12 protein-coding genes are annotated in these 13,751 nt (G+C 44.1%); 6 read left to right on the top strand and 6 right to left on the bottom strand.

Annotated features, from left to right (window positions below):
• The first annotated feature begins 1 nt into the window (after window position 1).
• Genes IUA53_RS06090 through IUA53_RS06080 form a run of 3 tightly spaced genes read left to right on the top strand, consistent with a single transcriptional unit; the run spans window position 2 to window position 2,508 of the window.
• Entirely contained in the window at window positions 2-1,168 is a 1,167-nt protein-coding gene (locus tag IUA53_RS06090) for a glutathionylspermidine synthase family protein (RefSeq protein ID WP_196898767.1), read from the top strand.
• A 54-nt stretch (window positions 1,169-1,222) separates the two neighbouring features.
• Complete coding sequence (locus IUA53_RS06085) at window positions 1,223-1,762, top strand: rhomboid family intramembrane serine protease (protein WP_196898765.1); 540 nt, start codon at window positions 1,223-1,225, stop codon at window positions 1,760-1,762.
• Between the two features lie 47 nt (window positions 1,763-1,809).
• Window positions 1,810-2,508: a VC0807 family protein gene (locus IUA53_RS06080; RefSeq protein ID WP_044057633.1), complete on the top strand. Its 699-nt coding sequence runs from the start codon at window positions 1,810-1,812 to the stop codon at window positions 2,506-2,508.
• On the opposite strand, the gene glsB is transcribed toward IUA53_RS06080, so the two are convergent.
• From glsB to IUA53_RS06065, 3 genes are all read right to left on the bottom strand, one after another.
• The gene (gene glsB, locus IUA53_RS06075) at window positions 2,502-3,434 is read right to left on the bottom strand and encodes a glutaminase B (protein ID WP_375277366.1); all 933 of its coding nucleotides are present in this window, start codon (window positions 3,432-3,434) and stop codon (window positions 2,502-2,504) included. The two genes, IUA53_RS06080 and glsB, sit on opposite strands and share 7 nt — an antisense overlap.
• Window positions 3,425-4,867, bottom strand: coding sequence for an alkaline phosphatase (locus IUA53_RS06070; RefSeq protein WP_196898763.1), 1,443 nt, complete (start codon window positions 4,865-4,867; stop codon window positions 3,425-3,427). Before IUA53_RS06070 ends, glsB begins: the two co-directional genes overlap by 10 nt.
• Window positions 4,868-5,092: 225 nt before the next feature.
• Window positions 5,093-6,052 carry a chemotaxis protein CheV gene (locus tag IUA53_RS06065; protein WP_044057635.1) on the bottom strand — a complete coding sequence of 320 codons (960 nt, stop codon included), beginning with the start codon at window positions 6,050-6,052 and terminating at the stop codon, window positions 5,093-5,095.
• Between the two features lie 348 nt (window positions 6,053-6,400).
• On the opposite strand from IUA53_RS06065, the gene IUA53_RS06060 reads away from it, so the two are divergent.
• The 3 genes from IUA53_RS06060 (at window position 6,401) to IUA53_RS06050 (ending at window position 11,467) form a co-directional block, all read left to right on the top strand.
• Entirely contained in the window at window positions 6,401-7,996 is a 1,596-nt protein-coding gene (locus IUA53_RS06060) for an isocitrate lyase (RefSeq protein WP_196898761.1), read from the top strand.
• A gap of 256 nt (window positions 7,997-8,252) precedes the next feature.
• Complete coding sequence (locus tag IUA53_RS06055; protein ID WP_044057637.1) at window positions 8,253-9,197, top strand: LysR family transcriptional regulator; 945 nt, start codon at window positions 8,253-8,255, stop codon at window positions 9,195-9,197.
• Between the two features lie 98 nt (window positions 9,198-9,295).
• Complete coding sequence (locus IUA53_RS06050) at window positions 9,296-11,467, top strand: malate synthase G (RefSeq protein ID WP_196898759.1); 2,172 nt, start codon at window positions 9,296-9,298, stop codon at window positions 11,465-11,467.
• Between the two features lie 59 nt (window positions 11,468-11,526).
• Here the strand turns inward: IUA53_RS06050 and IUA53_RS06045 are convergent, their stop codons facing one another.
• Genes IUA53_RS06045 through IUA53_RS06035 form a run of 3 tightly spaced genes read right to left on the bottom strand, consistent with a single transcriptional unit; the run spans window position 11,527 to window position 13,749 of the window.
• Complete coding sequence (locus IUA53_RS06045; protein WP_196898757.1) at window positions 11,527-12,672, bottom strand: nucleotidyltransferase family protein; 1,146 nt, start codon at window positions 12,670-12,672, stop codon at window positions 11,527-11,529.
• A complete protein-coding gene (locus IUA53_RS06040; RefSeq protein ID WP_269748621.1) occupies window positions 12,665-13,537 on the bottom strand; it encodes an HprK-related kinase A in 873 nt (290 codons plus the stop codon). Before IUA53_RS06040 ends, IUA53_RS06045 begins: the two co-directional genes overlap by 8 nt.
• Window positions 13,534-13,749 (bottom strand): hypothetical protein, encoded by a 216-nt coding sequence (locus IUA53_RS06035; protein WP_044057640.1) that lies wholly within the window; start codon window positions 13,747-13,749, stop codon window positions 13,534-13,536. Before IUA53_RS06035 ends, IUA53_RS06040 begins: the two co-directional genes overlap by 4 nt.
• Window positions 13,750-13,751 lie beyond the last annotated feature (2 nt).

Raw genomic sequence — 13,751 nt, 5'->3', positions numbered from 1 at the left:
CATGTTCCGTATGCCATGCCAAGCAAGAAAAAACTGGCAGCAGTTGGCCAACGAGTTCGGGTTTCACTTTCATACCATGTACGGAGAGCCGTACTGGGATGAAAGTGCTTACTATCAGTTTACACTTGAACAAATTGAAAATGACTTAGAAGACCCCACCGCAGAACTTCATCAAATGTGCTTGGCCGCCGTTGATAAAGTGGTGAATGATGAAAAATGGCTCAAGCTGTTTTGCATTCCCCAAGCCCATTGGAGTCTTATTAAAACGAGTTGGGAGAATCGCGACCCCAGCTTATATTCTCGTCTTGACCTTGTGTATAACGGCAAAGGCCCAGCAAAATTTCTGGAAAATAATGCGGACACGCCCACCAGCTTATATGAGTCTGGCTTTTGGCAGTGGTTGTGGTTAGAGCAGCAGGTCAATGCCGGCGTTTTGCCGAGAAATGCAGACCAGTTCAATAGTTTGCAAGAGAAGTTAGTCCATAGATTGGTCGAGATTGGACAGCACTATGGTATTAATCAAATGCACTTCGCTTGTTGTAAAGATACTGTTGAAGACAGGGGCACTGTTCAGTATCTACAAGATTGCGCGACAGAAGCTGGCATAAAAAACGACTTTGTCTTTATTGAAGATGTCGGTATCGCCGATACTGGGGTGTTCACCGACTTAACGGACGCCCCCATTACCGATTGCTTCAAACTTTACCCTTGGGAATTTATGCTTCGGGAGGACTTTGGAGAATATTTGGATGACGCACAGGTAAATTGGATTGAGCCGCCTTGGAAATCGATTCTATCGAATAAGGCATTACTCGTTTTGCTTTGGGAAATGTTTCCTCACCACCCAAATTTACTCCCTGCCTACTTCGCCCAAGATGCGCGTAACAAAGTCACCCAAGGTAAGTGGATAAAGAAACCTATTTTTTCCAGAGAAGGGGCGAATATTTCTAGTATTGAACGTGGCCATGAATCTAATTTAAGCCCAGGCCCGTATGGAGAAGAAGGATTTGTAGTTCAGGCTTTAGCGCCGTTACCTGTATTTGATGGCAACCATACATTAATTGGAAGCTGGTTGGTTGATGATATGCCTGCGGGTATTTCTGTACGAGAAGACAGCTCTGCAATAACGCAAGACCTCTCTCGCTACCTGCCCCATGTCATTATATAAACTGACGTTAAGCTAGCCTGATGCAGTGTACCGCGTTGTAGAAAAGGACATGTTATGAAGCCACTATCAGTTCAACTTCGGGTTTTGCTCACCTTAGGCGCCCTGCTTATCCTCATTGAAGTTATCAACGTTTTTACTGCTAACGCGCTTAATCAATTTGGGGTAATTCCTCGCTCACTTTCCCATTTACCGTATATTTTTAGCGCGCCTTTCCTGCATGGCTCACCCTCTCACCTTATGGCAAACCTTATTCCCCTCTTGCTTTTTATGTGGCTAACCATGCAGTGGGGTACTCGTACCTTTGTGATAACCACCTTAAGTGCATTAATGGTAGCTGGTTTAGGTGTGTGGCTATTTGGCAGGGGTGCTATACATATTGGTGCCAGTGGCATGGTATATGGCTATTTTGGGTTCTTGGTATTGGCCGGTTTTAAAAGCAAAAAAATCAAATACCTCGTGATATCTGTTCTGGTCGCAGCACTTTACGGTGGCATGCTGGTAGGCATTCTTCCAACCTCTAAATTTATTTCTTTTGAATATCACTTATTTGGATTTATTGGCGGATTAATTGCCGCGTGGTACTGGGCACGATGAAGAGATAACGTATAATTGGCGCTAACGAAGAGTAATTAATAGACCCTATGACGACAGTACAAAATCAGCCCAAAAATCAGGGATTTTTTGGCAACCTCGCTTTCAACATTATCATTCCCGTTGTACTTATGAGCTACGCCAGTTCAGAAGACTACTTAGGCCCTGCTTGGAGTATTGTGGCAGCCCTTAGTTTTCCTATTGGCTATGGTCTCTGGGACTTAAAACAATCGGGGAAAATCAATGGCTTCTCTATATTAGGTATAGTGAGTGTGCTTCTCACCGGCGGCTTTAGCCTGCTAAAGCTACCTGCTGAATATATTGCTATAAAAGAAGCGGCCATTCCTGGCTTAATAGGCATTGCGGTATTGGTCACTCAGTATTCCGACAAACCTTTAGTCAAAATGCTAATTTTAAATGATCAAATCATTAATTGGCCGCACTTAAATCAAGTACTGGATGCTCAAGGAAAACAGGCCGTATTTAAACGAAAAGTCGCGGTAAGTTCATATATCGTCGCCAGTTCATTTTTTCTATCCTCAGCCCTTAACTATATTCTCGCCAAGGTTATTTTAGTCAGTGAACCAGGCACAACTGCCTATACAGAAGAGCTAGGTAGGATGACAGCATTGAGCTACCCTGTCATCGTTATACCCAGTATGGTTTTACTGATTGCCGCACTTTGGTACCTTTTTGCACAAATCAAAAAGATTACCGGTGAAGAGCTAGATAACTTTATTAATCAGTAAACCGACCAACCTATGCGCTTACTTAAAGACGTAAGCGCAGCGACACCTAGCAGAGAGTTTCCAACTTTGTTTAATGCTGGCGAAAAGACGCAAATGGAAAATTGCTGGGGAACCACAGCAATTATTCCTCCACCGACCCCACTTTTCCCCGGTAAGCCCACTTCGAAGGCGAAACTACCTGCTTCATCGTACATACCGCTTGTCGCCAAAAGTGCATTAACTTGGCGATTTTGATCTGCGGTTAACACCTGTTCGTCAGCACACACAGAATAGCCTTTATTAGCTAAGAAATTGGTTGCCCTTGCTAAATCTTCACAACTCATTTCTATAGCGCAATTATGAAAATAACTGTGCAATACATCATCAACGTCATTTTCAAAATTGCCGTAGGCCTTCATCAAGTAAGCCATAGCCGCATTTCTAGCTCTATGCTCGAACTCGGAATCGGCTACAGTTTTGTTGGCTACCACTTCACCGTTGCAGGCCAGCCGGCGTACGAAATCCCGCATACCTATATGCGGTGAAGCAAAACGCGACTCGTTCATGTCGCTAATCACCAGCGCCCCCGCATTGATGAAAGGGTTTCGGGGAATGCCATTCTCATACTCTAGTTGAACCAATGAATTAAACGGTAGACCGGAAGGCTCGCGCCCCACACGCTCCCACATGGTTTCACCGTAGTGATTGATAGCTAAAACAAGGTTAAACACTTTCGATATGCTTTGAATTGAAAATGGCGTGCTTGCATCACCTATGGAGGTGACCTCGCCGTTTACATCACAAATAGCCAAACCAAATTGGTGCGGACTGACAGAGGCAAGGGCAGGAATATAATCTGCCACCTTCCCCTGCCCCAGCAAGGGCCTTATTTCGTCATATATGGCCTCAAGCAATTGCGCTATATTTGGCTGTTCACTTACTGACAACGCCAATCTTCCTTGAAGTTACACGTGTCGCTTTTATCATCTGAAGGGGTCATTTCAATGTTAGTTTGAATTCCAGAAGACAACACTGGACGTTTATCGATGAAAGAAAATATCTTTTTAGCGATATCTGTATTATCTATCTGCCCCATAAATGCGTTGTAACCCGCGCCAAAAGCAAACACCTCTACATCTACACCTGTGTGACCGGTGGATGTCCAGCCTGTATTGGTTTTATCATTAAGGAAAGACTTAATGGCGGTATATCGCTCACTTTCCTCTTGCTTAGCAACGTCATCAAAGTGCTTTTTCTCTTCGTCAGTCAACGCAAACCCTAGTGTCTTTTCTATATAAGCACCCGGCAGTGATTCTCCTGCAATGTCTTTAGCCATAGTGGAAGCGGAAGCATCCAACTTGTGCAAGAAACTGGGTGTCCAACGATAGTCTCCTCTCGCGCCTATTGTTAACCCGCCCGTGCTGTGATCGGCAGTTAAAACCACCAACGTATCAGGGTTTTCGCTTACATAGGCTTTAAGATATTCAATCGTTAACGCGAGGTCGTGCATTTCAGCCATGGCAGACGCGATATCATTGGCGTGCCCTGCCCAATCAACTTGACTTGCCTCTACCAATAAGAAAAAGCCTTTATCATTTTCTAATTGTCGTATGGCTTGTTTAGTGAGGTATTCAAGGCGATTTTTACGGCTATCGTCTAACACCCAAGGAAGAGCAACCGGCGCAAATAAGCCAATGACATTGCTTCCAGTGGGTACGCTCGCCAAACGGTTATAGCTATCTGCATATGCATATCCAGCATCTATGAATTGCGCCAGAACATCTCTGTCTTCTCGTTCAAAATAGCGGGTACCGCCACCTAACATTACGTCAGCAACAAACTCACCGTTTACTCTTACGTCATAGAAATCATCGGCAATCGCATTATAATTTTTACGGCTTTCATTGTGAGCAATGTAAGAGGCAGGTGTAGCGTGTACGATTTGAGAGGTTACCGCCAGCCCAGTACGCATCCCTTTTTGCTTGGCGTAATGCATCACTGACTGCACCGGCTGCTTATCCACATCGACGCCAATAGCCCCGTTATACGATTTAATGCCTGTTGCCAACGCCGTTGCGGCAGCGGCGGAGTCAGTCACATAACCTGATACCTGTGCAGGATAAGTAGACGCATTTCCTACCAATAAATCATCAAAAACCACCGTTTCAACAATTGCTGTTTTACTATCATCAACGTAGTTTCGATACGCCGTGGTGTATGCTGGCCCCATTCCGTCAGCCACCACCATAATGATATTCTTAGGCCCATTAAATTCATTTTTCGTAGTCGAAACCGTATCGGTATCTGTTGAACTACATGCAGCCAAGGCGACAAGGGTTGCCCCGGCAACAAATGCGGAACGAAGGTTTCGTTTGATCATGTATAACTTCCCTGAAGTATTAAAAATATCACCGTAACCGTAGAAAAGAAGAACGGTGTGAAAATTTAAAATTATAATATTTGCTCATGACACTATGATGTAATTTCGCTAGAAGACGAAACTGTGTACCGAGCAGAGTTTATCGAGGCGGTTAGTGTAAAACAGTAGAGGGATTAGCTCAAAACTTTGAGCGCATTTAATCCCTCTTGAAGAAATGAAGGGGTATTAGGTGTTATGAGACGTTAGGTATTCTCTCAGTCGTTGCTGTGCTACATCAACTAGCATGTCTGGTTGAAACTTGGAAATAAATCGATTACATCCAACTTTCTCCACCATAGCATCGTTGAAGCTTCCACTAAGTGACGTATTTAGCGCAATGAAAAGGTCAGACATTCTCGGGTCGCTTCTCACCTCTGCGGTAAGGCGATAGCCGTCCATTTCTGGCATTTCCGCATCGGTGAACATAAGCAGAATTTCATCACTCGGACGTTTACCTTCATCGGCCCACTCTTTTAAAAGTGCTAAGGCCTGCGCCCCATTTTTGCGCTCTATAATGGATATACCAAGTTGCTCCAAGGTATCCCTGATTTGCTTTCTCGCGGTACTGGAATCATCGACAATCAACACTCTTTTATCGTTAAAGTGATTCACAATTTGGTCGTCTAATACCTCTTCTGAAATAGACGTATCGTAGTCAATAATTTCTGCTAAGACCTTTTCTACATCAATAATTTCAACAATTTCGTCCTTTCCGGACACAGATACCTGCGTGATAGCGGTAAGGTAATTGGTTTTTCCCATTCCAGACGGCGGAGGTTGAATGGTTTCCCAAGAAGTATTAACGATACTCATGACTTTACCAATGATAAAGCCCTGAACACTGCGGTTGTACTCGGTAATGATGACATTGTGCGCGTCTTCTCCAATGCTTCCCCCACGAAGCTTAATAGCTTGACGCAAATCGATAATAGGGATGGCACTACCTCGGTAGTTCATCACACCCTTTAGATTTTGGTGTGAACCAGGCATATTGTTGAACGTCGGGATCCCGATGACTTCTTTAATTTTAAACACGTTCATCGCAAAGATATGGCGGGTGCCTAGCTGAAACATAAGCAGCTCCAACCGGTTTTCACCTACCAACTTTGTCCGTTGATCAACTGAAGAAAGCACACTATTGTTCATTGTCGCTCACTTATTTCACCATTTTAAACTTATCGCACAAATGCTTTAAGGTACCTCGCATTTGCGGGTAAGCCTATTACCCTTTGTGCTAATAAACTGCATAAAGAATAGACAAAGCCGCATTTTTTACGAATATCCTTTTCTCTCTTTCACTCCCAAATGCGGTTTCAAGACGCCAATTCTCGCACCGGCCGCATAATCACATTCACAAAATAAATGACCGCAATGCAAATTATATATTTCTATTATCTCAATCAGTTCTCTAGGATGAAATGGAACTTAAGGAAACGCCCTACTGCGTGACCCTAATAACCTAAAGAATTTTAATTATAGTCGGGAGAAACGCTCATGTCGCAATATCAACAAGACATTGATAACTTCGCTACCTTAAAAGCTGCTTCAAAAGGCACGTGGGAAGGTATTAATCCAGAGTATGCTGCACGAATGAAGGTGCAAAATCGTTTTAAGACCGGCTTAGACATTGCCCGCTACACAGCTAGCATCATGCGTAAAGATATGGCTGAATACGATGCAGATTCCTCTCAATATACGCAATCACTAGGTTGCTGGCACGGCTTTGTTGGGCAGCAAAAAATGCTGTCGGTTAAAAAACATCAAGGCACAACAAGCAAAAGCTACCTTTACCTTTCAGGCTGGATGGTTGCGGCACTCCGCTCAGAATTTGGCCCTTTACCAGACCAATCAATGCATGAAAAAACATCGGTATCTGCACTCATCGACGAACTCTACACCTTCCTTCGCCAAGCAGATGCGAGAGAATTGGGTGACCTTTTCCATAAGCTCGACGATGCTAAGGCTAACGGCGGCGACGTGACAGCGATACAAGCCGAAATAGACAACTACGAAACACACGTTGTACCTATTATTGCCGATATCGACGCGGGTTTCGGTAACGAAGAAGCCACCTATTTACTGGCTAAGCAAATGATTGAAGCTGGCGCGTGCTGTATTCAAATAGAAAACCAAGTATCCGATGCAAAACAATGTGGTCACCAAGACGGTAAAGTGACTGTCCCACATGAAGACTTCTTAGCGAAAATTAATGCGGTTCGTTATGCCTTCTTAGAATTGGGTGTAGACGACGGTGTCATTGTGGCGAGAACGGATTCACTCGGTGCTGGTCTCACACAAAAAATCCCAGTATCTACCTCTGAAGGCGACCTTGCTGCACAGTACAACGCATTCTTGCAAACAACACCTGTTGCAGGTGCAGAGGATTTGAGTGAAGGCGACCTTGTGATTAAACAGGGTGGGCAATTAGTTAAGCCTGAACGTTTACCTAACGGTTTATTCCGCTTTAAAGAAAATACCGGCTTTGACCGCGTTGTACTTGACTGCGTTACGTCACTTCAGCACGGTGCAGACTTACTTTGGATTGAAACTGAAAAACCTCATGTCGGTCAAATTGCTGAAATGGTTAACGCAATTCGTGAACAAGTACCAAATGCTAAACTCGTTTACAACAACTCGCCTTCTTTCAACTGGACACTTAACTTCCGCCAACAAGTATTTGATGCATGGGTAGAAGAAGGTAAAGATGTATCTAGCTACGACCGTGATAAGTTGATGTCAGCCGATTATGATAGCACCGAGTTGGCTGTAGAAGCAGATGAAAGAATTAAGAGCTTCCAAGCTGATGCGGCTCGCGAAGCGGGTATCTTCCACCATCTTATCACCCTTCCAACTTACCACACCGCAGCACTATCAACGGATAATCTTGCGAAAGGTTACTTTGGTGAAGAAGGTATGTTGGCCTATGTTCGAGGCGTTCAACGTCAAGAAATTCGCCAAGGCCTAGCCTGTGTTAAGCACCAAGCAATGGCAGGCTCTGATCTAGGTGATACTCACAAAGAGTACTTCTCTGGCGAAGCTGCATTGAAAGCGTCAGGTGAAGATAACACCATGAACCAATTCGACGTTTAACAAAAGGTATCCCAACCTTTGTCACGGGCACCCCAAGGTGCCCGTTTTTTCATTCACTTCATTTATCGCTGTAACACAGCTCCATGCTTAAGCTCAGTTAATTAGCACCAATTCAAAAATAAACAAATAGCCATACATTACATATACTTAAAAAATTAGCCATAGGTAAACCTAAGACCAAATGGTTATCTGACAAGCAAGTAAAAAGCCCGTATAATAGCCTTGTCTAATTGGGCTTATTGAGAGCATTACAACAATGAATATAGCAAAGGTCGACCTCAACCTATTAGTGTACTTAGATGTTTTACTTCGTGAAGGAAGCGTTACACGGGCAGCAAACCAATTAAGTATCACTCAACCGGCAATGAGTAATGGCCTTAAACGGCTAAGAGATCTGTTTAAAGATCCTCTACTTGTTCGAACCAGTGATGGTATGACGCCCACTAAGCGCGCTTTAGAACTGCAACCTGTTATACGAGATGTGCTAAGTCGTTTAGAAAGTTCCATACAGCCAGAAACCGATTTCGACCCTCTTACCAGTGATCGTACGTTTCGTATCATGACCAGTGATTATGCGGAAAGTACATTGCTACTTGAATTGGTTGGCCGATTAGCCAACCTAGCCCCCAACATTACCCTAGACTTAATTACACCTAGTGATGTGACATTCCACGATGTGGAGCAGGGAAAAGTGGATATGGCCATCAACCGATTCGATGAACTCCCCCTTTCTTTTCACCAAAAAGTTATCTGGTATGACACGTTCAGTTGCGTCATGAGTTCCGATCATCCATTAGTGGAAAGGTGTGATTTGGAAAGCTACCTGAGCGCACAGCATATTTGGGTGAGCAAAACTGGATTTGGTGTAGGCGTGGGTATTGACCCTAACGAAGTACAAAAACTCGGATGGGTAGATGCAGAATTGACGAAAATCGGTAAACAACGGGCCATTAGAGTGTTCACCCGTCACTATCATGCGGCATTACAAATTGCCAAAACCCAAAAGCTTATTGCCACCTTGCCGAGTAAAGCTGCAAAATTGTTTAAAGATGACCCTGATGTAGTGGTAAAGGAACCTCCGTTTGATATCCCTCCTATAGCACTGAAAATGGCATGGAGCGCGTTGTTGCACCATGATGCAGGGCATATTTGGTTACGACGTCTTATTAGTGACGTTGCATCTGAAATGAATGGCAACTAATTCATTCATGAAATTTATGGCAGAAATAGGAACCATAAATTAAAAAACTGCCTCTATACTCTCTACACTGGTAGCACAAAATAAGTATAGGGGTAGTTATGCAAAATTATATTACTTACGGACGCTTGCAGGTTGCTGAACAGCTAGATGCCTTCATCAACCAGCACGCACTCCCAGACACTGGCGTTTCACCTACGTCTTTTTGGCAAGGTGCCGAAAACCTGTTCGCCACATTCATACCTCAAAACCGCGCCCTACTAGAAAAGCGTGAACAGCTACAACACAAAATTGATGAATATCACAAAGCGGGAAATCCCGTTTCAGGCCAAGCCTACACGCAGTTTTTAAAAGACATTGGCTACCTCGTAGAACAACCCGCAGACGTCAACGCTGACACAACAAACGTTGACGCTGAAATAGCGACCATGGCCGGCCCACAGCTTGTGGTGCCTATCAATAATGCCCGTTATGCGCTTAACGCCGTGAATGCTCGTTGGGGCAGCCTTTATGATGCCCTCTACGGTACTGACGTTATTAGCGATGAAGGTGGTGCTGAAGCCACAAAGGGATATAACCCAGTTCGCGGCGCTAAAGTGGTAGCAAAAGCAAAAGCGTATCTAGATGAAATGCTTCCTTTAACTCAGGGGAGTCACGCAGACGTCACTGCTTATACCATTAAACAGGGCGAATTATTTATCCAGTTAGGCAATAGCGAGAAATCTGCGTTAGCCACACCCTCTCAATGGCTGGGCTACCAAGGTGACGCCAATGCTCCCAGCGCTCTACTGTTTAAACACAATGGTCTAAGGTTTGAGATTCAACTAGATGCTACACACCCAATCGGTAAAACCGACCCTGCTAACGTAAAAGATGTGGCAATAGAGGCGGCGCTTACAACAATTATGGATTGTGAGGACTCTGTGGCTGCGGTAGATGCTGAAGATAAAACGCTGGTGTACAGTAACTGGCTAGGCTTAATGAAAGGCACCCTAAGCATTGATATCAACAAGGGCGGCAAGACACTTACTCGTGCCATGCACGAAGATAGAATTTACCACAGCGCCCAACAAGGCCAAGAAGTTTGTGTCAGTGGCCGCAGCCTTATGTTTGTGCGAAATGTCGGTCACTTAATGACCAATGATGCCATGCTATTTGATGGCGATGAAGTGCCTGAAGGGATCATGGATGGGCTAATCACATCGCTTATCGCCAAACACGATTTGCTCGGCAATAGTGCATTTAAAAATAGCCGTGAAGGCAGCATCTATATTGTAAAGCCTAAAATGCATGGTCCAGAAGAAGTGGCGTTTTCTGACGCATTGTTTGAAGCCATTGAACCTATTATCGACGTGCCTAAAAACACACTGAAAATGGGTATTATGGATGAAGAACGCCGCACCAGCGTTAACCTTCAAGCTTGTATTGCTGCGGCGAAGTCTCGCGTCGTATTTATTAACACAGGTTTCTTGGATAGAACAGGTGATGAAATCCACACTTCCATGTTAGCCGGCGCATTTGCTGATAAAGCATCTTTGAAAGCTATGCCATGGATTAAAGCCTATGAAACTGCAAACGTAGCGGTAGGGCTTAGATGTGGGTTATCAGGAAGGGCGCAAATAGGAAAAGGAATGTGGCCCATTCCAGATGAAATGGCCAACATGATGAAGGCTAAAATTGGCCACCCTAAATCAGGTGCGAATACAGCGTGGGTTCCTTCACCAACAGCCGCTACCTTGCATGCTTTACACTATCACGAAGTTGATGTATTCGGCATTCAGCAAGGATTAGATATAGCATTTGACGGCGTAAGCGACATCTTACAAATTCCATTACTAGACAGTACTGAGCACCTAACATCAGACGTTATTCAAAGGGAGTTAGATAACAATGTACAAGGTATTCTAGGCTACGTTGTGCGTTGGGTACATCAAGGGGTGGGCTGCTCAAAAGTGCCTGATATCAACAACGTTGGCTTAATGGAAGACAGAGCCACATTACGCATTTCGTCGCAGCATATCGCAAATTGGCTAGAGCACGGCATAGTGACCGCAGATCAAGTAAAAGACTCACTACGCAAAATGGCAGTATTGGTGGATGAGCAAAACGCCAATGATTCTGAGTATATTCCTATGGCGCCAGACCTTGAAAGCTCTATTGGTTTCTTAGCGGCAAGCGACTTGATCTTTGAGGGTAAAACACAGCCAAGTGGCTACACTGAACCCCTACTGCATGCCCGTCGACGTGAGATGAAGGCAAAACTAGCCAATTAAAAAATACGCAACTGGAACTGGCTAGCAACGAAAAAACCGCTTTATATTAAAGCGGTTTTTTATTTCTGTTCTTCTTTTAGAAATACGTGTTTACCAAACAACAACTTCGCAAGGCCACGATAGCTTTTCATGATAAGGTGATAAGTGAGAATATGGGGCGGCATTTTTTTCATATGGCCTCTTACTTCCCCTATCAATTGCAACATGCCCACGTCCCCCCCCTTCAACAATGCATGCTTTGGCAAAACCAAGTGTGAAAGCAACTTAATTTCTAGGCCACTCAACCCTTTTTCCATCTGTGTTAAGCGTGCTGCTAACTCGTCAGGAACGGCGACACCATACTGCCTATTAAGAAAATAAATTGCTAACATTTGCTCTCTTTCAAAGCCATAGTTAGTGGCAATCGACAATACATCATTAAAAAAAGGCTGACTATCACCTGATGTAGCAAGCAGGTATAAGTCGGTCATGTCTCTAAAAGCGCTGCTCATATCTTCGTTAAAAAAAAGATGGATAGCACTGTGGTAAAACTTGGCGACATCTTTAAGCACAGTCACCCCATTCACCTTCTCTTGATACTCATCCACAAAGCCATTTATATCAAAGTGTATTCCAGTGACTGGAGGAATAAGATTATGGTGAATATCTAAAACCGTGCCTCGAGAGTGGTGGGTCATGGGGGGGATTTCATGTGCCCATTTGCGATAATACTGCTCATCGTAATCTTCTAGTTCCGCGCTAACCCAACCAAACATAGTGAGAAATGACTCTACGCTAGCTAACTGTTTTTGAGGAACAAGAATATCGATATCTGAATAACTACGCCCCATGGAAGCCGGACTATTTGAAACTGCATATCCCGCCCCTTTCAAAAACACCACAAATGCAGATTTTTCAGATAATGATGTGGTAAGCGACAACGCTTCTTTGGCCGTAATGTTATTTTGTTTTGCACTCATACGGTAAGCGTTAATAAAGTGCCTTAGCGCCGGTTCGGGAATAATTGACGTCATGTGGTGCCGTACAAGTAGAGCATAAAATCGAGCAAGCATATTCTCTGCACGCAAAATGAAGACTAAATCATTCCACTGCTTCAAAGACATGTTGCGCAATGCATCGGGCGATTTAAAAAACGTGATAATGGACGCTTTGTTTAAGACGCCTACGTTATTGGCATCTTTGTCATTGCAATTTGCGCTACTCACTCGCTACCACCTCAGACAAAAACCTATTGACCTCTGCCATGTCATTGTAGTGAATTTCAAAACACTGACTTGTTTCTGCAATATTTATGAGGGATGACACCCCGTCTTTACCTAAAATGCCATAGTTAAACGCATTTTGCGTTAACCCTTGGAAACATCCCGCTTTATCAATTTTGTAAACATCCAAAAATGTGTCTTGGTTGTACTTAGGGAAAATCACGCCTACCACCTGTGCAGGTGTTGTCGAATGCTCTATTGAGTGTGGGTCTGGGCGCAAGTGGATAACATCTCCCTTGTGGGTATTGACCGCCACTTTAGAGAAAAATGCATCTGGAAACCAACGTTTAGCCAGATCAATACTGTGATTTTTTAAACAGATAGGCCGGACGAAAGGGGTAACGGTTGAGGAGTTAGGCGAGATTAGCGCCATTTCATCTGATAGTAAGCGCCAACCATTTCTAGACAAATAGGCCGCTAAGGTACTTTTGCCTGAACCTGAAAGCGCAGGGCAAACAATGGCTTTATCGCCCTTGGCGAGCACCGTTGCGTGAATGATGACATAAGAAAATTCTTGGGAGGAAACAACCCAATTGAGTCCCCACTCTATTAAAGCATGGCCCTGCTGCACTGAAAAAGGCTTAAAGGGCTCTATTCCCTCAAACAGAAAACGGGCTTGAGGTTTCACCAACGCACGCATTCCTGTGGTATTACTCAATGAAACTTTGTAATCAATAAAACCGTGATAATGAGCAGGCTCTATTAGCCTAGAGCCATACAATGTGCGTAAGAATTCTGCCACATTCGTAAACTCGGTAGAAACCTCGAATGTGTAGGGGGCACAGGATAAAATAAAGCGGTACGTCACGAGGTAGCGAAGCCAAGGGCGGTGAGTTTATGCCTAACGTCGTCGTTAGATGTCATTATCCAACGTTCGCCACTAGGCTTATTTTGCTCGATTAGCTTGCAATGCTCACAAGCCACTAATAGAGATTCTTCTGTTACTGTATTGTAGAAAAGTACACCACTTTCGTCAGAAAAACAGTGCAGCACAATATTTTCATAAACTTTAAGTTGCACGA

This window comes from Alteromonas sp. B31-7 (genome assembly GCF_015767655.1).
GTDB classification, from domain to species: Bacteria; Pseudomonadota; Gammaproteobacteria; order Enterobacterales; family Alteromonadaceae; genus Alteromonas; species Alteromonas australica.
Note: the sequence above shows the minus strand (reverse complement) of the source record. Positions and strands in the feature narration are given on the sequence as shown.